Source organism: Streptomyces sp. NPDC004031 (assembly GCF_053604375.1).
Map to the genome: position 1 here is coordinate 14,384 of NZ_JBSGHL010000025.1, position 19,127 is coordinate 33,510.

Here is a 19,127-nt window from a genome sequence, read left to right on the forward strand (position 1 = left end):
GGGCGAAGGGGCGGCTCAGAGCAGGCTGCCCTGCGCGAAGCGCAGGACGAGCTGCGGGGCGCCGGACAGGGCCAGGCCCGCGGCGGCGGTGAGCGCGACGGCGGCGCCGAGCGCGAAGGGCGTACGTGCCACGGCGGACTCCACGGAGGCCTCCACGACGGCCTCCCCCGCGGCCGCGGGTGCGGGCTCGGGGGCGCGGGCGAAGAGCAGGGCCGTCCAGCGCAGGTAGTAGACGAGCGCGATGACGACGTTGACGGCCATGACCACCGCCAGCCAGCCGTGCTGCGTCCCGACCGCGGTGGAGAAGACCGCGACCTTCGCGAACAGCCCGATCACGCCGGGCGGCAGCCCGGCCAGGCACAGCAGGAAGAAGGCGAGCGCCAGGGCGGCCGCGGGGCGGCGGGCGTGCAGGGCGCGGTAGTCGGTGAGGCGGCTGAGCGGCGCGGTGCGCTCGACGAGGGCGACGACGGCGAAGGCGCCGAGGTTGACCACCGCGTACATGAGCGCGTACGCGACCGTGGTGCCGATCTCGTGCGCGGGCTCGTCGGTGGAGGCGGCCACGGCCATCGGCACCAGCAGGTATCCGGCCTGCCCGATCGACGACCAGGCCAGCAGGCGCACGGCGCCGCGGGGGACGTCGGGGCGCTGCCGCAGGGCGCCGACGTTGCCGACGGTCATGGTGAGCGCGGCCAGGACCGCGATCGCCGGGCCCCACGTGTGCGCGTACGGGCGGAAGGCGACGACGACGAGCAGGATCAGCCCGGAGAAACCGGCGGCCTTGCCGACGACCGACAGATAGGCGGCGATCGGCAGCGGAGCGCCCGCATAGGTGTCGGGCACCCAGAAGTGGAAGGGCGCGACGGCGAGCTTGAAGGCGAAGCCGACGATGGTGAGGGCCATGCCGACGTGGGCGACGGTGGAGAGCGGGCCGGCGTCGGTGAGCGGCAGCGCGGAGCCGATCTGCGTCAGGTAGAGGGTGCCGGAGGCGCCGTAGACGAAGCTGACGCCGAGCAGCGCGACCGCGGTCGCCGTGACCGAGGTCAGGAAGAACTTGAGCGCGGCCTCGCTGGAGTGCTTGTCGTCGCGGCGCAGGCCGACGAGCGCGAAGGCGGGCAGCGTCGTCACCTCCAGGGCGACGATCAGCGTGGCCAGGTCGCGGGAGGCGGGCAGCAGCGTGGCGCCGGTGACGGACGACAGCAGCAGGAACCAGTACTCGCCCGCTGGCATCTCGTCGAGGGTGCTGATCGACAGCAGTGTGGTGAGCAGGGCGCCGCCCAGCACCAGGGCCTGGATCGCCAGGGTGAAGTGGTCGGTGACGTAGGAGCAGTCGGCGGTGTGGGGGCTCTGGCTGCGCGTCTGGCAGAAGGTCGCGCTCGGGCCGCCGCGCAGCGGGATGAGGGTGAGCGCGGCGGCGAGCAGCCCGGCCGCGGTGATCCAGCCGAGCAGCACCTTGCGGGCGGGCGGCAGGAAGAGGTCGGCGACCAGGACGGCGACGGCGAGCGCGGCCGGGACGAGGACGGGGCCGAGCGGGGACCAGTCGACGTGCTGCGCGAAGGCGGCGGCCTGCGTGAGGGCGGAATCCGGGACCTGGGCGGGGGCCGGGACGTGGGCGGAACCCGCGATGTGGGTGGCGGCGGCCTGGGCGTGGACGGCGGCGTGGGCGAGTGCCATCAGTGGCCTCCGAGCAGGGAGCGTACGGCCGGGTCGGTGAGCCCGAGGAGGGCCGCGGGCCACAGCCCGGCCAGCACGGTGAGGGCGGCCAGCGGCGTCCAGGCGGCGAACTCGTAGCCGCGGACGTCGGCGAGGGCGGGGCGCAGCTCGGTGGTCTCCTTGTCGCCCATGCAGACCCGGCGCACGACGGTGAGCAGGTAGCCGGCGGTCAGCAGGGTGCCGAAGGCGGCGACCGCGGTGAAGACCAGGTAGGCGGGGCGGCTCAGTTCGGCGGCGGGTTTGAAGGAGCCGAACATCGCGAGCATCTCGCCCCAGAACCCGGCCAGGCCCGGCAGTCCGAGCGAGGCGACGGCGGCGAAGGCGAGCAGGCCGCCCAGGCGCGGGGCGCGGCCGTAGAGGGCGGCGCCGGTGCGGCCGGCGAGTTCGTCGAGGTCGGAGGAGCCGTAGCGGTCCTTGACGGCGCCGACGAGGAAGAAGAGCAGGCCGGTGATGAGGCCGTGGGCGATGTTGGCGAAGAGCGCGCCGTTGACGCCGGTGGGGTTGAGGGAGGCGATGCCGAGGAGCACGAAGCCCATGTGGCCGACGGAGGAGTAGGCGATCAGGCGCTTGAGGTCGCCGCCGTTGCCCTGCCGGGCGAGCTGGAGGCAGGCGAGCGAGCCGTAGACGATGCCGACGACCGCGAAGGCGGCCAGGTAGGGGGCGAACGTCTGTATGCCGCCCGGCGTGTCGGGCAGCACGATGCGGACCAGGCCGTACGTGCCCATCTTGAGCAGCACGCCCGCGAGCAGCACCGATCCGACGGTGGGGGCGGCGGTGTGGGCGTCCGGGAGCCAGCTGTGCAGGGGCCACATCGGGGCCTTGATCGCCAGGCCGGTGCCGATGGCGAGAACGGCGATGAGCTGCGTGGAGTGACCGAGGTGTGACCCGTTGTCAGTGGCGAGTGCCACCATGTCGAATGTGCCCGCTTTGATCCCGATGAGGAGCAGGCCGAGCAGCATGATCACGGAGCCGAGGAGTGTGTAGACGATGAAGCGCAGGGCCGAGCGTTCCCGGTCGCCGCCGCCCCAGCGGGCGATCAGGAAGTACATCGGGATGAGGACCGTCTCGAAGGCCAGGAAGAACAGCATCAGGTCGAGGACGGCGAAGGTGGCCAGCGTGCCCGTCTCCAGCAGGAGCAGCAGGGCGACGAAGGATTTCGCCGAGCCGCCGGCCGGCAGGTGGAAGTACGAGTAGAGCGCGCACAGGAAGGTCAGCAGCGCGGTCAGCACGAGGAGGGGGAGCGAGATGCCGTCGACACCGAGGTGGAAGTGGATCCGCAGCGCGGGGATCCAGCTGACGTCCGTGCTCGCCTGCGTCTTCGCGGGGTGGTCGTGGTCGAAGCCGGCCGCGAGGACGATCGCGAGGATCAGGACGGCGCCGGTGACGGTCACACCGTGCCGCAGCACGGCCTGGTCGGGGCTGCGGCCCTTCAGACCGGGGGGCGGCGGGAGCAGGGCGCCGGCCGCGCCGAGCAGCGGCAGAGCCACGAGCGCGACGAGGACGTACTGCAGAGCGGTGTCGTTCACGGGTTTCTCTCAGCCTCCGACGGCGACGAGGACGGCGAGCACCACGGCACCGGCCAGCAGCGCGCTGAGGTAGGTCTGGACGTTCCCGCTCTGGGCCTTGCGGACGGCCGCGCCGAGCAGCCCCGGGGCGCCGCCCGCACCGCGGACGTAGGTCTCGACGACCTGCCGGTCGAGGAAGCGGACGAGCGAGGCGGCGGCCAGGACGGGACGGACGAAGAGCGCGCTGTAGACGGCGTCCAGGCGGAAGCCGTGCGCGGCGAGCGGGTGCAGCGGGCCGAGCAGGGTGCGGCCGGGGTCGGCGGGGTCGTCGGCGGCGGCGATGTCGCCGTAGATCTCCTTGTGCGTCGCGATGGCCTCGGCCTCGACGAGCGCGGGTTCCTCGTCGGGGTCGGCGGTGACGACGGCCCCGGCGGGTACGGCCCGGCGGGTCGCGGCCGCGCGGGACCAGACGGCGTAGTTGACGGCGACTCCGGCGAGGGCCAGGAGGGTGCCGAGGAGGGAGGTGAGCAGGGTCGGGCCGAGCGGGGCGCCGCCGAACCAGTCGGGCAGCTCGCGGTAGGCCAGGCCGCCGAAGGCGACGGTGGGGACGGCCAGCACCCACAGCACGCCGGTCATGACGGCGGGCGGGCGGCCGTGGTCGGGGGCGTCGGGGCCGCTGCCGCGGAAGGCCAGCAGGAACAGGCGGGTGGCGTACGCGGCGGTGAGCAGTGCGGTCAGCAGGCCGGCGACGAGCACGGTCCAGCCGACCGCGGCGGGGACGTGCGCGGTGTCGCCGGAGGCGGCGTGCTCGGCGGCGCGCAGCACGGACTCCTTGGAGAAGAAGCCGGACAGCGGCGGCAGGGCGGCGAGCGCGGCCAGTGCCAGGCCCATCGTCCACATCGCGTCGGGCACGCGCTTGCTCAGGTGGCCCATGCGGGACATGGCGGTGAGCGAGTTGGTGCCGGCGGCGTGGATGACGACGCCCGCGCCCAGGAAGAGCAGCGCCTTGAAGGCGCCGTGCGACAGGAGGTGGAAGACGGCGGCGTCCCGGTCGCCGACGGCCAGCGCCCCGGCCATGTAGCCGAGCTGGCCGATCGTGGAGTAGGCGAGCACGCGCTTGATGTCGTCCTGCGCGAGGGCGGCGAGCGCGGACCCGGCCATCGTCACGGCAGCCATCACGGCGAGGACGGCGAGCGCGGCGGCGGACGCGGTGAAGACCGGCAGCAGCCGGGCCACCAGGTAGATGCCCGCGGCGACCATCGTGGCGGCGTGGATGAGCGCCGAGACGGGGGTCGGGCCGGCCATCGCGTCGGGCAGCCAGGTGTGCAGCGGGAACTGCGCGGACTTGCCGGCGACCCCGGCGAGCAGCAGCAGCGCGATCACCGTCGGGTGGTGCAGCTGCCCGTGCGCGGTCGCGTCGAGGATGCCGGTGATCCGGAAGGTGTGCGCGTCGGCGGCGAGCGCGAACACCCCGATGAGGAAGGGGACGTCGCCGAGCTTGGTGACGAGGAAGGCCTTGATCGAGGCGGCGCGCGCGGCCTCGGTCTCCCAGTAGTGCCCGACCAGGAAGTAGGAGCAGATGCCCATGACCTCCCAGCCGACGAGCAGCACCATCAGGTCGCCGGTGTAGACGACGAGCAGCATCGCGGAGGTGAAGAGGGAGACGAGCGCCGCGTACGACGGGTAGCGCGCGTCGTGCCGCAGGTAGGAGACGGAGTACAGCTGCACGCAGGTGGCGACCAGGCCGACGAGGACGGCGACCAGCACCGAGAAGCCGTCCAGGTGCAGGGCGAGGTCGATCGGCACGGAGCCGGTGACGGTCAGCCGGTGGGCGGCGTCGGTGGGCGCGCCGGTGCCCTGCCGGGCGGCGGTGACCGCGGCGAGCACGAAGGCGGCCGCGGTGGGCAGCACGGCGAGCGGCCGGACGAAGCCGGGGGCACGCCGGCCGAGCAGCAGTCCGGCGGCCGCGCCCAGGAAGGGCAGCAGGGGGACGAGCGCGGCGGTGGCGGTCAGGGTCACGCGGTGGCCTCTGCCTTCCCGTCGCCGGCGGTGGCCCCCGCGGGCGACGTGTCCGGCGGCTGGGGTCCGGCGCCGGGCCCGCCGTGCGGCGGGGGTTCGGCGAGGGCGGTGAGCCGGTCGATGTCGGAGCTGCCGCGGTGCCGGAAGACCAGCAGCACGATGGCCAGGCCCAGGCCGATCTCGGCGGCGGCGATGGTGATGGTGAAGAGGGTGAGCGCCTGGCCGGAGTGCAGGGTGTCGCCGAGCCAGGCGTCGAAGGCGACGAGGTTGAGGTTGACGGCGTTGAGCATGAGCTCGACGGACATCAGGACGAGGATCGCGTTGCGCCGGGCGAGCACCCCGTACAGGCCGACGCAGAAGAGGAGGACGGCGAGGACGGCGGGGTAGGCGACGTGCATCAGCGCTGCTCCTCGGGCTGGGGCGCGGCCTCGCGGGCGGGCGGGTCGGTCCTGCCGCGGCGGGAGAGCACGATCGCGCCGACCAGCGCGGCCAGCAGCAGCACCGACAGCGCCTCGAAGGGCAGCACCCAGGAGCGGAAGAGGCTCTCGCCGGTCAGGCGGGTCGAGCCCTTGGTGACCGTGACGGTGACGGGCTCGCCCTCGCTGTCCGTGCCCTGCTGGGTGTGCGGCGTGATCCAGCTGCTGCGGAAGCCGTCCAGCACGACCCACACCAGGGTGGCGGCGGAGGCGAGCGCGACGCCGAGGGCGACGAGCCGGTTCTCGGAGTCGGCGTCGGGCGAGCGGCCGATCGGCGCCTTGGTGAGCATCAGGCCGAAGAGCAGCAGGACGACGACGGAGCCGACGTAGATGAGGACCTGCACCCAGGCGATGAACTCCGCGGTGAGCAGCAGGTACTCGACGGCCGTGCCGCCGAGCGCGACGACCAGCCACAGCGCGGCGTGCACGAGCTGCCGGGTGGTGACGGTCAGCACGGCCGCGCCCAGGGTGGCCAGGCCGACCAGGACGAAGGTGATCTCGACGCCGGTCGGGGAGAGGAAGCCGGGGTGGGAGGCGGCGACCGCGAAGGAGGGGTACGAGTGGTTCACGCGGTGCCGCCTCCGGGGGCGGTGCCGTCGCCGGGGCCGGCGGCGTCACGCGCCGCCGCGGCCTTGTCCGCGGCCTTGCGGGCGGCGGCGATCTCCTTGGGCTCCTCGGCGGCCGGGTCGAGCGCGGGCGGCTCGGGCACCGTCCACATCCACGCGCGCAGCTTGTCGCGTTCGTGGGTGAGGTCGCGGATGTCGGTTTCCGCGTACTCGAACTCCGGTGACCAGAACAGCGCGTCGAAGGGGCACACCTCGATACAGATACCGCAGTACATGCACAGAGAGAAGTCGATCGCGAAACGGTCCAGGACGTTCCGGCTGCGCTCGCGCCCGCCGGGGGCCGCGGGCGGGGCGGTCTCCTTGTGCGAGTCGATGTAGATGCACCAGTCCGGGCACTCGCGCGCGCACAGCATGCACACCGTGCAGTTCTCCTCGAACAGCGCGATGACACCGCGGCTGCGCGGCGGCAGGTCGGGCAGCGCGTCGGGGTACTGGTCGGTGACGGTGCGCCGGGTCAGGGTGCGCAGGGTGACGGCCAGGCCCTTGGCGAGGCCGGATCCGGGGATACGGGACGCGGGCGCCATGGCTTACGCGGTCACCACCTTCACGACGCCGGTGAGGGCGATCTGGGCGAGGGCCAGCGGGATGAGCACGGTCCACGCGAGCTTCTGCAGCTGGTCCTCGCGCAGCCGCGGGTAGCTCACCCGCAGCCAGATGACGACGAAGGACAGCAGCGCGGTCTTGAGCAGCGTCCATAGCCAGCCGATGCCGTCCGGGCCCGGCCCGTGCCAGCCGCCGAGGAAGAGCACCGTGGTCAGGGCGCACAGCACCACGATCCCGGCGTACTCGGCGAGCAGGAACAGCGCGAAGCGCAGCCCGGTGTATTCGGTGTAGGCGCCGAAGATGATCTCGGAGTCCGCGACCGGCATGTCGAACGGCGGGCGCTGCAGCTCGGCGAGGCCCGCGGTGAAGAAGACGACGGCGCCGACGAGCTGCCAGGGCGTCCACCACCAGTGGTAACCGTCCAGGATCGCGGGCAGCGACAGGGTGCCGGCCGCCATCGCCACGGAGGCCGCGGCCAGCAGCATCGGCAGCTCGTACGCCAGCAGCTGGGCCGCCGTGCGCAGGCCGCCGAGCAGCGAGAACTTGTTGGCCGACGCCCAACCCGCCATGAGCGAGCCGAGCACGCCGACGCCCATGACGGCCAGGACGAAGATCAGCCCGGCGTCCACGGCCTCGCCGACGAAGCCGTCCGGGCCCACCGGGATGGCGATCAGGACCAGCAGGTAGGGCAGCAGCGCGACCGCGGGCGCGAGCTGGAAGACCCGGCGGTCGGCGTCGGCCGGGACGATGTCCTCCTTCTGGGCGAACTTCACGCCGTCCGCGACGAGCTGCGCCCAGCCGTGGAAGCCGCCCGCGTACATCGGACCGAGCCGGCCCTGCATGTGCGCCATGACCTTGTGCTCGGTCTGCCCGACCAGCAGCGGGAAGACCAGGAAGACGACGAGGACGGCGACGAGCCGCAGGACGACGTCGAGCGGGTCGCTCATGCGCTGTCGCCTCCTTCGGCGGGCGGTTCGTTCGGGGCGGGCGGTTCGTTCGGGGCGGGCGGTTCGTTCGGGGCGGATGCCGGTCCGGCGGGCGGTTCACCCGGGCCGGGCTCGGGCTTCTCCGGGGCGGCTTCGGGCTTGTCCGGAGCCGGGCGGGCCGGGCGTTCCGGGCGGGCGGGGCGCTGCCAGGGGGCGTCCGGGGTCGGGACCGCGGGTGTGGCCGGGGACGCGGGGGCGGCCGGGGGCTGCGGGCGGGTCTGGCTCGCGGAACCGTCGCTCGCACTGCGGTTGCGCCGCGGCGGACGCTCGGCCGCGCCCGTGGTACCCGCCCCGGTGCCCGCGCCCGCACCGCCGGGTCCCGCCGCTCCGGTCCGCGGGGTGCGGGCGGTACGGGCCGGGCGCGCCGGGGCGTCGGGCAGCCGGCCCTTGAGCGGGCCCCACTCGTTCGGGTCCGGCACGCCCGGCGGCTGCATCTGCCGCCACCTGGGCCCGCCGTCATGCGACTCCCCCGGCTCCTTCGCGCCCGGCCACGCCTTGGCGACGCGGGCGGCGAGCACGAAGTCCTTGCGCAGCGGGTGCCCCTCGAACTCCTCGGGCAGCAGCAGCGGGGCGAGCCCCGGGTGGCCGGTGAAGGCGACGCCGAACATCTCGTGCGTCTCCCGCTCGTGCCAGTCCGCGCCCGCGTAGACGCCGGTCGCGCTGGCGAGCGCGGGCGCCTCGTGCCCGACCGCCGTGCGCAGCAGCAGCCGCCGTACGGGGCCGGGTCCGTCGCTCAGCGCGGCGAGGTGCGCGCACACCAGGAAGCCGGTGCCCGGCTCGTCCACCGCGCTCAGCCAGTCGAAGAAGGTGCAGCCCAGCTCGTCGCGCGCGGCGGTCAGCGCCGCGATCCAGCCGGCCGCGGGCACGTCCACCGTGAGCAGGTCGTACGCCTCCTCGGCGACGGCGTCCGGCCCGAAGATCTCCGCGGCCTCCCGCGGCAGCCACCCCGTCACGCCGGCCCCCCGCTCTGCCCGGGGGCGGGCGCGGGCGGCGGGGTGACCAGGCCGGAGGACAGCGCGGCCGCGGAGGGGCGGGGGGCGGCGTAGCGCTCGCCCGTCGACTCGCGGGCGATCTTCTCCTGGAGCTTGAGGATGCCCTGGAGCAGCGCCTCGGGCCGCGGCGGGCAGCCGGGCACGTAGACGTCCACGGGGATGATCTGGTCGACGCCCTTGGTCACGGAGTACGAGTCCCAGTAGGGCCCGCCGCAGTTGGAGCAGGCGCCGAAGGAGATGACGTACTTCGGTTCGGGCATCTGCTCGTACAGCCGCTTGACGGCCGGGGCCATCTTGTCGGTCACGGTGCCGGAGACGACCATCAGGTCGGCCTGCCGGGGACCGGGCGCGAACGGGATGACACCGAGCCGGATGAAGTCGTGCTTGGCCATCGAGGCCGCGATGAACTCGATCGCGCAGCAGGCCAGGCCGAAGTTGAAGACCCACAGGCTGTAGCGGCGGCCCCAGTTCAGGACCACCTTCAGCGGTTCGGGTGCGAGCCGGGCGAGCGGGCCCAGCCGGCGCGGCTCGGGCAGCAGCTCGGGTTCGGGCGCGGGCACGGGGTGCGCGCCTCCGGCCGGGGCGCTCGCCACCGGGGTGCTTTCCGCCGGGGTCAGGTCCATTCCAGCACGCCCTTCTTCCACGCGTAGAGCAGCCCGACCGCCAGGAAGCCCAGGAAGACGAACATCTCCGCCAGCGTCGCCGTGCCGAAGCCGGGCGCGGCGAAGACCGTCGCCCACGGGAAGAGGAAGATGGCGTCGACCGCGAAGATCACGTAGAGGTAGGCGTAGACGTAGTAGCGAACCTGGGTGTGGGCCCAGTCGCCGCCGACCGGATCGACCCCGCACTCGTACGTGAGCATCTTCTCCGGCGTCGGCACGACCGGCCGCAGCAGGCGGCCGGACGCGAAGGCGACGGACACGAAGAGCACACCGACGACCGCGACCAGGCCGACGACCGCGTAGCCGTGGAAGTAGTCCACGTCCGTCCGCCCCTCGTTGACTCGTACGCTCGTTCACCGATCGGCCGCGACGCCGCCGCGACCGCAGTCGCCGCCACCGCCGCTGTCCAGCATTCCGCTGGGATCTTTAGCCGATCTATACGGAGGGAGTCTAGGCCCTGGCCTCCGCGCCGCTCCCCGCCGCGTCCCGGCCCGCGGCGCCGCCCGGCGCGGCGACCTGGGGATAACCCCACCCCGGCCCACCCACCCACCCCATGGCGCGACACGGCCCCCGCCCGGCAGGCTGGGGTCATGAACGCCTCGCCACCCACCGCGACCGGCGCGAGCAGAGCCGGCCGCACCGACCCGCACGGCCGCCCCGCCGCGGCCGACACCCCCCTTCCGCCGCCGCGCTTCGCCTTCGACGCGGTGACGTGGAAGGAGATCCTCAGCCTGCTGCTCAACCTCCCCATGGGGATCATCGGCTTCGTCTACGTCGTGACGACGCTGTCGATCGGCGCGGGCCTGTCCGTCACGGTCGTCGGCCTGCCGCTGCTCGCCTTCGGGCTGGTCGGCTGCCGCTTCCTGGGCTCCGTCGAACGGGCACTCGCCCGCTCGCTGCTGGGCGTGCACGTCGAATCGCCGCGGCCGCTGCGGCCCAGCACCTTCGGCTTCCTCCAGTGGCTGTGGATGGTGCTCAAGGACCCGGTGGCCTGGCGCACCGCGATCTACCTGGCGATCCGGCTGCCGTGGGGCATCTTCACCTTCTGCGTGACGCTGACCTCGCTGTTCGTGGCCTGGCCGATCCTGCCCTTCCTCGCCCGCGGCATGGCCTCGGTCGACCGGGCCCTCGTCCGCGGGCTGCTCCAGCCCTCCGACGAGCTGGAGCGGCGCATCGCCGAACTGGAGTCCGACCGCGGGGTCGTCGTCGACACCGCGGCGGCGGACCTGCGGCGTATCGAACGCGACCTGCACGACGGGGCGCAGGCCCGGCTCGTCGCCCTCGCGATGGACCTCGGCCTCGCCCGGGAGAAGCTGCTCGAAGACCCCGAGGCGGCGGCGCGCATGGTGGGCGAGGCGCACGGCGAGGTCAAGGTCGCGCTCCAGGAGCTGCGCGACCTCGCCCGCGGCATCCACCCCGCGATCCTCACCGACCGCGGGCTCGACGCGGCGCTCTCGTCGGTCGCCGGACGCTGCACCGTGCCCGTCGCGGTGACGGTGGACCTGGCGGCGCGGCCCGCCGAGGCGATCGAGGGCATCGCCTACTTCACGGTGTCGGAGCTGCTGCAGAACGTCAGCAAGCACAGCGGCGCCGCGCGCGCTTCGGTGGACGTGTGGCGGGCGGACGACCGGCTCATGATCCAGGTCCGCGACGACGGCCACGGCGGGGCGGATCTCGCGGGGGGCTCGGGACTCGCCGGGTTGACGGAGCGGCTCGACTCCGTCGACGGGCTGTTCGTGGTCGACTCCCCCGTCGGCGGGCCCACCGTCGTGACGGCGGAACTCCCCTGGCGGGGCCGCCCGGTGTGACGGCTGCCGTCTGCCCGACGCGGCGGCCTCCGCGACCGTCCACCGGTGGTGGGCCGGTCGCGGAGGCCGCCGCATTCGGCTGCCCGGGGCGCGGCCCGGGTGGGGGGGATAGCCCCACCCCGGAGAGGGCGGGCCGCCGCATGGGCGGGGGGCCGCGGAAAGGCCAAGGTGGAGGTATGAGCATGAGCCCCGAGAGGACGGTACCGATCATGGCGTACGGCCAGCCGCCGCAGTCGTCATCCCCGGAAGGGGAACCGCACCGCCTCCCCCTCGCCCTGCGCGCACCGTTCGAGGCGCGCACCTGGCGCGAGTTCGGGTACGCGCTGCTGAATCTCCCGATCGGGATCGTCGGCTTCGTGTGGACGGTCACGATGCTCGCGGTGAGCGCGGGCCTGCTGGTGACGTTCGTGGGGCTGCCGCTGCTCGTGGTGTCGCTGCTGGGGTGCCGGGCGATCGGGCGGATGGAGCGGGCGCGGGCGCGGAACCTGCTGTGGCTGGAGGTGGACGAGCCGGGCCCGGTCCGTACCAAGGACAAGGGCTTCCTCGCCCGGGTGGGCGCCCAGCTCGGCAGCGGCGTGAACTGGCGGCACGTGGTCTACACGCTGCTCCACTTCCCGTGGGGCATCGTCACCTTCGTCGCGTCGGTCACCTTCATGACGTACGGCTGGGGCCTGCTGACGTACCCGCTGTGGCAGTGGGTCTTCCCGACCTACACCGACCAGCAGGGGCTGGAGATCTACGACAACGGCTCGCACGGCTGGTGGCTGCACACCCCGGCGGACCTCGCGCTGTGCGTGGTGGTCGGCGCGCTGCTGGTGCTGGCCACGCCGTGGGTGATCCGCGGGATGGCGCACGTGGACCGGCTGCTGGTGCACGGGCTGCTGGGGCCGTCGCGGCTGGACGACCGGGTCACGGAGCTGGAGGCGGACCGCGGGACGGTCGTGGACACCGCGTCGGCGGACCTGCGGCGTATCGAGCGCGATCTGCACGACGGGGCGCAGGCGCGGCTCGTGGCGCTCGCGATGGAGCTGGGTCTGGCGAAGGAGAAGCTGCTGGAGGACCCGGAGGCGGGCGCGGTGATGGTCGAGGAGGCGCACGGCGAGGTCAAGATCGCCCTTCAGGAGCTGCGGGACCTGGCGCGCGGCATCCACCCCGCGATCCTCACCGACCGCGGCCTGGGCCCGGCGCTGTCCGCGGTGGCGACGCGCTGCACGGTGCCGGTGGCGGTGACGGTGGACCTGCCCGCGCGGCCGGTGCCGGCGATCGAGGGCATCGCGTACTTCACGGTGTCGGAGCTGCTGCAGAACGTCAGCAAGCACAGCGGGGCGTCGCGAGCGACCGTTGACGTGTGGCAGGTCGAGGACCGGCTGATGGTGAACGTCACGGACAACGGGCGCGGCGGCGTCGATCTGTCGGCCGGTTCGGGCCTGGCGGGGCTGGCCGAGCGGCTGGACTCGGTGGACGGCGTCCTCGCGGTCGACTCCCCCGCGGGCGGCCCGACCCGGATCAGCGCCGAGCTTCCCTGGCGCGCCTGACACGGGCCCCGGGCCCGCACGGACCGCGCCGCACAGACCGCACCCTCCGCCCATCCCCCTGGGCGGAGGGTGCTCCGCGTCGCGGCCGGGGTCAGCCCAGCCGCGGGTTCACCGCGAGCAGGGTCTTGCCGACGTTGCGGCCCGCGCGCATCGCCTCGTGCGCCTCGGCGGCGCGGTCCAGCGGCAGCTCGGCGGAGATGTCGAGCCGGATCGTTCCGGCCGCGAGCAGCGCGAACGCCGACAGCGCGTGGCCGCGGACGGTGCGCGGGGCGCGGCGGGCGAGGTCGCCGATGTTGTAGCCGGTCAGCGAGCGGTTGCTCTTCCAGAACGGCAGCACCGGCAGCGTCAGGTCGGGTTCGCGCGCGGCCTCCCCGTAGACGGTCAGGCGGCCGAAGGGGGCGAGCAGGGCGAGGCTGCGCAGCCGGGTCGGGCCGCCGACGGGGTCGAGGACGACGTCGAGGTCGCGCAGCCGGTCGGCGAACTCGGAGCGCAGGTGGATCGCGTCGTAGCCGAAGCGTTTGGCGTACTCCGCCTTCTCCGGCGAGCCGACGGTGCCGTACACGGCCGCGGCGCCCAGCGCCCGGGAGATCTGCGCGGCGGCCGAGCCGACCCCGCCCGCGGCGGCGTGGATGAGGACGCTCTCCCCGGCCCGCAGCCGGGCCGCGCCGGTGAGCACGCCGTACGCGGTGGTCAGGACGAGCGCCGCGCCGCCGCCCTCGCGCAGCGGGATGCCGTCGAGCGGGAAGACGAACTCCGCGGGTGCGACCGCGAACTCCGCGTAGCCGCCGCCGTCCGGCAGGTACGCGGCGACGGGGTCGCCGACCGCGAGCCCGCTGACGCCCGAGCCGAGCGCGGCGACCTCGCCGGAGACCTCCAGGCCGGGCACGTCGATGCCGCCGGGCCCCTGGGGCGGCCCGAAGTCGCCGAGGGTGTGCTGCAGCTCGCCGTAGTTGACGCCCGCCCAGGCGACCTCGATCAGCACCTGGCCGGGCCCCGGTACCGGGGTCGGCAGCTCTCTCGGCCGCAGGACCTCGGGGCCGCCGTTGACTTCGAATCCCACCGCGTGCACACGCACTCCTCTCCCCGGCCGCCGGCGACGTCGGTCGCGGCGGCCACCCGGCATTCGGGGGCGCAACCTTGCCCTGGAGAAACCGTATTCCCCATCCGGGCGCGGATGCTGGGATGCTGGGCGGGTCAGACGGACACGGGGGAACGCAAGGGTGGAGGACAGGGTGCGAGTGGTCATCGCCGAGGATTCGGTTCTGCTGCGGGAGGGTCTGACGCGGCTGCTGACCGACCGGGGCCACGACGTGGTGGCCGGGGTCGGCGACGCGGTGGGCCTGATCAAGGCGGTCGACGAGCTGGCGGCGACGGGCGCGGCACCGGACGTGGTGGTCGCCGACGTGCGGATGCCGCCGACCCACACGGACGAAGGTGTCCGGGCGGCCGTGCAGCTGCGCCGGGACCACCCGCAGGTCGGGGTGCTGGTTCTGTCTCAGTATGTGGAAGAGCAGTACGCGACGGAGCTGATCGCGGGCAGCAGCCGGGGCGTCGGCTACCTCCTGAAGGACCGCGTCGCCGACGTCCGCGAATTCGTGGATGCCGTGGTCAGAGTGGCCGAGGGGGGTACGGCACTGGACCCCGAGGTGGTGGCCCAGCTGCTCGGCCGCAGCCGTAAGCAGGACGTCCTGGTCCGTCTCACTCCGCGAGAACGCGAGGTGCTGGGCCTCATGGCCGAGGGACGTACCAATTCAGCCATCGCCAAGCAGCTCGTGGTAAGCGATGGAGCGGTGGAGAAGCACGTCAGCAACATCTTCCTGAAACTGGGGCTGGCCCCTAGTGACGGGGATCACCGTCGGGTGCTTGCTGTACTCACGTATCTCAACTCCTGAGGTACGCGGCCTCCCGCCACCCGCACGTACCGCATCGCGAGACACCGTCTCACGATGCGGAAGAATCGGCGATACATGGCCCTTCCAGATAGCGGGACGTCCCGGGAAGGGCACCCTAACGCCCGTACGATGACGGTGAGCCGCAGCCTGAAGGAGGGCCCAACCCGTGACCAGCCAGGTCAGCAGCCCCATTGCCGCGGCCACCGCGGACGAGTCGCCCGCGGTGGTCGACGTACTCGGCGAACAGCGCAGCCCGGCCAAGGAGACCAAGCGGCTCGACCGCGTGATCATCCGCTTCGCCGGGGACTCGGGCGACGGCATGCAGTTGACGGGTGACCGTTTCACGTCGGAGACGGCGTCGTTCGGCAACGACCTGTCCACACTGCCGAACTTCCCCGCCGAGATCCGGGCCCCCGCAGGCACCCTGCCCGGCGTCTCGTCCTTCCAGCTGCACTTCGCCGACCACGACATCCTCACCCCCGGCGACGCGCCGGACGTGCTGGTGGCGATGAACCCGGCGGCACTGAAGGCGAACCTGGGCGATCTGCCGCGCGGCGCGGAGATCATCGTGGACACCGACGAGTTCACCAAGCGCGCGCTCGCGAAGGTGGGCTGGAGCGCCAGCCCGCTGGACGACGACACCCTCGCCGCGTACGCGGTGCACCGGGTGCCGCTGACGTCGCTGACGCTGGAGGCGCTCAAGGACAGCGGCCTGGCGCGCAAGGACGCCGAACGGGCGAAGAACATGTTCGCCCTCGGCCTGCTGTCGTGGATGTACCACCGGCCGACGGAGAACACCGAGGCCTTCCTGCTCAAGAAGTTCGCCAAGAAGCCGGACATCGCGCAGGCGAACATCACCGCCTTCCGCGCCGGATGGAACTTCGGCGAGACCACCGAGGACTTCGCGGTCTCCTACGAGGTCGCGCCCGCCTCGGCGGCCTTCCCGCAGGGCACCTACCGCAACATCTCCGGCAACCTCGCGCTCGCCTACGGCCTCGTCGCCGCCTCGCAGCGCTCCGGACTGCCGCTCTACCTCGGCTCGTACCCGATCACCCCGGCCTCCGACATCCTGCACGAGCTGTCGCGGCACAAGAACTTCGGTGTGCGCACCTTCCAGGCCGAGGACGAGATCGCGGCCATCGGCGCGGCCCTGGGCGCGGCCTTCGGCGGCTCACTCGCCGTCACCACCACCTCCGGGCCCGGCGTGGCACTGAAGTCCGAGACGATCGGCCTGGCCGTCTCCCTCGAACTGCCGCTGCTGGTCGTCGACATCCAGCGCGGCGGCCCCTCCACCGGCCTGCCCACCAAGACCGAGCAGGCCGACCTGCTCCAGGCGATGTACGGCCGCAACGGCGAGGCGCCCGTCCCGGTCGTCGCCCCCGCCACCGCGGCCGACTGCTTCACCGCCGCCCTGGAGGCCGCCCGGATCGCGCTCACCTACCGCACCCCGGTCTTCCTGCTCTCCGACGGCTACCTGGCCAACGGCTCCGAGCCCTGGCGCATCCCGTCCGTCGACGAACTGCCCGACCTGCGCGTGGAGTTCGCGACCGAGCCGAACCACACGACCGCCGACGGCTCGCGCGTCTTCTGGCCGTACGTCCGCGACGAGGAGACGCTCGCCCGCCCCTGGGCCGTCCCCGGCACCGCGGGCCTGGAGCACCGCATCGGCGGCATCGAGAAGCAGAACGGCTCCGGCAACATCTCGTACGACCCGGCCAACCACGAGCTGATGGTCCGCACCCGGCAGGCCAAGATCGACGGCATCAAGGTGCCGGACATCGAGGTCGACGACCCGTCGGGCAGCGCCCGCACCCTGGTCATCGGCTGGGGCTCCACCTACGGCCCGATCACCGCCGCCGTCCGCCGGATCCGCACCGCGGGACTGTCGGTGGCCCAGGCCCACCTGCGCCACCTGAACCCCTTCCCCGCCAACCTCGGCACCCTGCTGGCCGGCTACGACAAGGTCGTCGTGCCCGAGATGAACCTCGGCCAGCTCGCCCACCTGCTGCGGGCGAAGTACCTGGTGGACGCCCGGTCCCTGACCCAGGTGACCGGCCTGCCCTTCAAGGCCGAACAGCTCGCCCAGGCGATCATCGCGAAGGCAGAGGAGAACACGGATGTCTGAGGCGCTGACGCTGGTCCCCAAGGCCACCGCTAAGCAGACGATGAAGGACTTCAAGTCCGACCAGGAAGTGCGCTGGTGCCCCGGCTGCGGCGACTACGCCGTGCTGGCCGCCGTCCAGTCCTTCATGCCCGAACTCGAACTCGCCCGCGAGAACGTGGTGTTCATCTCCGGGATCGGCTGCTCCTCGCGCTTCCCGTACTACATGAACACCTACGGCATGCACTCCATCCACGGACGTGCCCCGGCCATCGCCACGGGCCTGGCGACCTCCCGCCGCGACCTGTCGGTCTGGGTCGTCACCGGCGACGGCGACGCCCTCTCCATCGGCGGCAACCACCTCATCCACGCGCTGCGCCGCAACGTCAACCTGAAGATCCTGCTGTTCAACAACCGGATCTACGGTCTGACGAAGGGCCAGTACAGCCCGACCTCCGAGACCGGCAAGATCACCAAGTCCACGCCGATGGGCTCGCTGGACGCGCCCTTCAACCCGGTCTCCCTCGCGATCGGCGCGGAGGCCACGTTCGTGGCGCGCACCATCGACTCCGACCGCAAGCACCTCCAGTCCGTGCTGCGGGCGGCCGCCCAGCACCACGGCACGGCGCTCGTGGAGATCTACCAGAACTGCCCCATCTTCAACGACGGGGCGTTCGACGCGATCAAGGACTCCGCCGACGCGGTGATCCGGCTGGAACACGGTCAGCCCATCACGCTGGGCGAGGGACACGGGGTCGTCCGCGACCCCGCGACAGGTGAGCTGGCCTTCACCGAGCTGGCCGACCCCGCGGGCCAGGCCCTCGTCCACGACACGCACGCGGCGGGCCCGTCCACCGCGTTCGCGCTGTCGCGCCTGGACCAGCCGACGCCGATCGGCATCTTCCGCGATGTGGCTCGGCCCGTTTACGACACGCAGATGGCCGAGCAGCTCGACTCGGCCGTCGCGGCGACGGGTGAGGGTGATCTCGCGTCCCTCCTCGCCGGCTCCGACACCTGGACGGTGTCCTGACGCAGGACGTCGCGCTCCCCAGCACTGGGGGCACCCGTTTTCAGGGACGCCCCCAGCGCTGGGGAGCACCCGTTTTCAGGGGCGCGGGGAACTGCGCTCCCCCAGAGCTTCGCCTGGGAGGTGCCCCCAGCCCCCACCGGGGCGCGGGTCGTCACCGACCCAAAGGGTCTCTTCGGTCCGTACCGGACCACCGGCCGGTGGGTGGTTGCTCGCGCAGTTCCCCGCGCCCCTAAAAACGGGTGCCCGGCGGGCACAAGGGGGCCGCCCCCCCGTGGGCGGGCTGCGGGCGGCGAGCCCGGATACGGTGAGGGCGAGCCACCTCGTGCGTACCCCCCGGAGGGAAAACGTGAGTATCGCCGTCACCGGAGCCACCGGCCACCTCGGCCGCCTCGTCATCGCGGACCTGCTGGCCCGGGGCGTGGCCCCGGACGCCGTCGCCGCGGTCGTCCGCGACAGCGGCAAGGCGGCGGACCTCGCCGCTCAGGGCATCGAGGTGCGGGTCGCCGACTACGACGCCCCCGACTCCCTCGCGGAAGCGTTCGCCCCGGGCGACCGCGTACTGCTGATCTCGGGGAACGAGGTCGGCCGCCGGATGCCGCAGCACACCGCGGTGATCGACGCGGCGGCGAAGGCCGGCGCGGCCCTGCTGGCGTACACCAGCGTGCTGGGCGGACCGGCGGCGGATTTCACGCTCGCCGACGAGCACCGGGCGACGGAGGAGCTGGTCACGGCGTCGGGTGTGCCGTACGTGCTGCTGCGCAACGGCTGGTACACCGAGGTCTACACCGCGAACCTGCCCGCGGTGCTGGAGCACGGCGTGGTGATCGGCAACGCCGGTGAGGGCCGGGTCGCGTCGGCGGCGCGCGCGGACTACGCGGAGGCGGCCGCCGTCGTGCTGGCGACCGACGGGCACGAGAACCGGGCGTACGAGCTGAGCGGTGACACCGCGTGGAGCTTCCCGGAGTACGCGGCCGTGGTGGCGGAGCTGTCGGGGCGGCCGGTGGCGTACCAGGACATCAGCGGTGAGCAGCGGCTGGAGATCCTGACGGGTGTCGGGGTGCCGACGGAGTTCGCGGAGGTGCTGGTGGACGTCGACGACGCCATCGCGCGCGGGCGGCTCGCCGGGACGAACGGCGACATGGCGCGGCTGCTGGGCCGTCCGACGACGACGCTGCGGGAGACCGTCGCGACGGAGCTGCGCGGGCTCGGGGCACTCGCCTGAGCGACGCCGGGGTGTCAGGA

The 19,127-nt window shown here is 73.2% G+C and carries 17 protein-coding genes; 6 read left to right on the forward strand and 11 right to left on the reverse strand.

Annotation, left to right across the window (positions count from 1 at the left end):
* Positions 1 to 15 precede the first annotated feature (15 nt).
* From ACWERV_RS18065 to ACWERV_RS18110, 10 genes are read right to left on the reverse strand one after another with little or no spacing between them, the layout of a single operon-like run.
* Positions 16 to 1,671 carry an NADH-quinone oxidoreductase subunit N gene (locus tag ACWERV_RS18065; protein WP_452933909.1) on the reverse strand — a complete coding sequence of 552 codons (1,656 nt, stop codon included), beginning with the start codon at positions 1,669 to 1,671 and terminating at the stop codon, positions 16 to 18.
* Positions 1,671 to 3,236, reverse strand: a complete 1,566-nt coding sequence (locus tag ACWERV_RS18070; RefSeq protein ID WP_398185569.1) for a complex I subunit 4 family protein — start codon at positions 3,234 to 3,236, stop codon at positions 1,671 to 1,673. Before ACWERV_RS18070 ends, ACWERV_RS18065 begins: the two co-directional genes overlap by 1 nt.
* 9 nt (positions 3,237 to 3,245) lie before the next feature.
* Entirely contained in the window at positions 3,246 to 5,234 is a 1,989-nt protein-coding gene (locus tag ACWERV_RS18075) for an NADH-quinone oxidoreductase subunit 5 family protein (protein WP_452933912.1), read from the reverse strand.
* Positions 5,231 to 5,632: an NADH-quinone oxidoreductase subunit NuoK gene (gene nuoK, locus ACWERV_RS18080; RefSeq protein WP_452933915.1), complete on the reverse strand. Its 402-nt coding sequence runs from the start codon at positions 5,630 to 5,632 to the stop codon at positions 5,231 to 5,233. The genes ACWERV_RS18075 and nuoK overlap by 4 nt, the downstream gene beginning before the upstream one ends.
* Positions 5,632 to 6,279 carry an NADH-quinone oxidoreductase subunit J family protein gene (locus tag ACWERV_RS18085; RefSeq protein WP_398185577.1) on the reverse strand — a complete coding sequence of 216 codons (648 nt, stop codon included), beginning with the start codon at positions 6,277 to 6,279 and terminating at the stop codon, positions 5,632 to 5,634. The genes nuoK and ACWERV_RS18085 overlap by 1 nt, the downstream gene beginning before the upstream one ends.
* Entirely contained in the window at positions 6,276 to 6,860 is a 585-nt protein-coding gene (locus ACWERV_RS18090) for a NuoI/complex I 23 kDa subunit family protein (RefSeq protein WP_398185580.1), read from the reverse strand. Before ACWERV_RS18090 ends, ACWERV_RS18085 begins: the two co-directional genes overlap by 4 nt.
* A gap of 3 nt (positions 6,861 to 6,863) precedes the next feature.
* On the reverse strand, positions 6,864 to 7,826 hold the full coding sequence (locus ACWERV_RS18095) for a complex I subunit 1/NuoH family protein (protein ID WP_398185583.1): 963 nt from the start codon (positions 7,824 to 7,826) through the stop codon (positions 6,864 to 6,866).
* Positions 7,823 to 8,818, reverse strand: a complete 996-nt coding sequence (locus tag ACWERV_RS18100) for an NADH-quinone oxidoreductase subunit C (RefSeq protein ID WP_452933920.1) — start codon at positions 8,816 to 8,818, stop codon at positions 7,823 to 7,825. Before ACWERV_RS18100 ends, ACWERV_RS18095 begins: the two co-directional genes overlap by 4 nt.
* Complete coding sequence (locus ACWERV_RS18105; RefSeq protein WP_452933923.1) at positions 8,815 to 9,480, reverse strand: NADH-quinone oxidoreductase subunit B; 666 nt, start codon at positions 9,478 to 9,480, stop codon at positions 8,815 to 8,817. Before ACWERV_RS18105 ends, ACWERV_RS18100 begins: the two co-directional genes overlap by 4 nt.
* Positions 9,471 to 9,839 (reverse strand): NADH-quinone oxidoreductase subunit A, encoded by a 369-nt coding sequence (locus ACWERV_RS18110; protein WP_398185592.1) that lies wholly within the window; start codon positions 9,837 to 9,839, stop codon positions 9,471 to 9,473. Before ACWERV_RS18110 ends, ACWERV_RS18105 begins: the two co-directional genes overlap by 10 nt.
* A gap of 270 nt (positions 9,840 to 10,109) precedes the next feature.
* Between ACWERV_RS18110 and ACWERV_RS18115 the strand changes: the two genes are divergently transcribed.
* Together ACWERV_RS18115 and ACWERV_RS18120 are read left to right on the forward strand one after the other, a co-directional pair.
* A complete protein-coding gene (locus ACWERV_RS18115; protein WP_452933927.1) occupies positions 10,110 to 11,327 on the forward strand; it encodes a sensor histidine kinase in 1,218 nt (405 codons plus the stop codon).
* A gap of 182 nt (positions 11,328 to 11,509) precedes the next feature.
* Positions 11,510 to 12,862, forward strand: coding sequence for a sensor histidine kinase (locus tag ACWERV_RS18120; RefSeq protein ID WP_398185864.1), 1,353 nt, complete (start codon positions 11,510 to 11,512; stop codon positions 12,860 to 12,862).
* A gap of 91 nt (positions 12,863 to 12,953) precedes the next feature.
* Here ACWERV_RS18120 and ACWERV_RS18125 read toward each other — a convergent pair whose 3' ends face one another.
* Positions 12,954 to 13,931, reverse strand: a complete 978-nt coding sequence (locus ACWERV_RS18125; protein WP_452933931.1) for a quinone oxidoreductase family protein — start codon at positions 13,929 to 13,931, stop codon at positions 12,954 to 12,956.
* 163 nt (positions 13,932 to 14,094) lie between these two features.
* Here ACWERV_RS18125 and ACWERV_RS18130 point away from each other — a divergent pair, with 163 nt between their 5' ends.
* The 4 genes from ACWERV_RS18130 (at position 14,095) to ACWERV_RS18145 (ending at position 19,107) form a co-directional block, all read left to right on the forward strand.
* Positions 14,095 to 14,754 (forward strand): LuxR C-terminal-related transcriptional regulator, encoded by a 660-nt coding sequence (locus ACWERV_RS18130; RefSeq protein ID WP_398185600.1) that lies wholly within the window; start codon positions 14,095 to 14,097, stop codon positions 14,752 to 14,754.
* A 166-nt stretch (positions 14,755 to 14,920) separates the two neighbouring features.
* Positions 14,921 to 16,879 (forward strand): 2-oxoacid:acceptor oxidoreductase subunit alpha, encoded by a 1,959-nt coding sequence (locus tag ACWERV_RS18135; RefSeq protein WP_452933934.1) that lies wholly within the window; start codon positions 14,921 to 14,923, stop codon positions 16,877 to 16,879.
* Positions 16,872 to 17,885, forward strand: coding sequence for a 2-oxoacid:ferredoxin oxidoreductase subunit beta (locus ACWERV_RS18140; RefSeq protein ID WP_452933937.1), 1,014 nt, complete (start codon positions 16,872 to 16,874; stop codon positions 17,883 to 17,885). The genes ACWERV_RS18135 and ACWERV_RS18140 overlap by 8 nt, the downstream gene beginning before the upstream one ends.
* A gap of 346 nt (positions 17,886 to 18,231) precedes the next feature.
* Entirely contained in the window at positions 18,232 to 19,107 is an 876-nt protein-coding gene (locus ACWERV_RS18145; RefSeq protein WP_452933940.1) for an SDR family oxidoreductase, read from the forward strand.
* Positions 19,108 to 19,127 lie beyond the last annotated feature (20 nt).

Coding starts and splice junctions, on each gene's coding strand:
- ACWERV_RS18095 (WP_398185583.1), bottom strand. CDS start 7,826: ATGAGCGACCCGCTCGACGTCGTCCTGCGGCTCGTCGCCGTCCTCGTC.
- ACWERV_RS18140 (WP_452933937.1), top strand. CDS start 16,872: ATGTCTGAGGCGCTGACGCTGGTCCCCAAGGCCACCGCTAAGCAGACG.
- ACWERV_RS18105 (WP_452933923.1), bottom strand. CDS start 9,480: ATGGACCTGACCCCGGCGGAAAGCACCCCGGTGGCGAGCGCCCCGGCC.
- ACWERV_RS18115 (WP_452933927.1), top strand. CDS start 10,110: ATGAACGCCTCGCCACCCACCGCGACCGGCGCGAGCAGAGCCGGCCGC.
- ACWERV_RS18065 (WP_452933909.1), bottom strand. CDS start 1,671: ATGGCACTCGCCCACGCCGCCGTCCACGCCCAGGCCGCCGCCACCCAC.
- ACWERV_RS18120 (WP_398185864.1), top strand. CDS start 11,510: ATGAGCCCCGAGAGGACGGTACCGATCATGGCGTACGGCCAGCCGCCG.
- nuoK (WP_452933915.1), bottom strand. CDS start 5,632: ATGCACGTCGCCTACCCCGCCGTCCTCGCCGTCCTCCTCTTCTGCGTC.
- ACWERV_RS18090 (WP_398185580.1), bottom strand. CDS start 6,860: ATGGCGCCCGCGTCCCGTATCCCCGGATCCGGCCTCGCCAAGGGCCTG.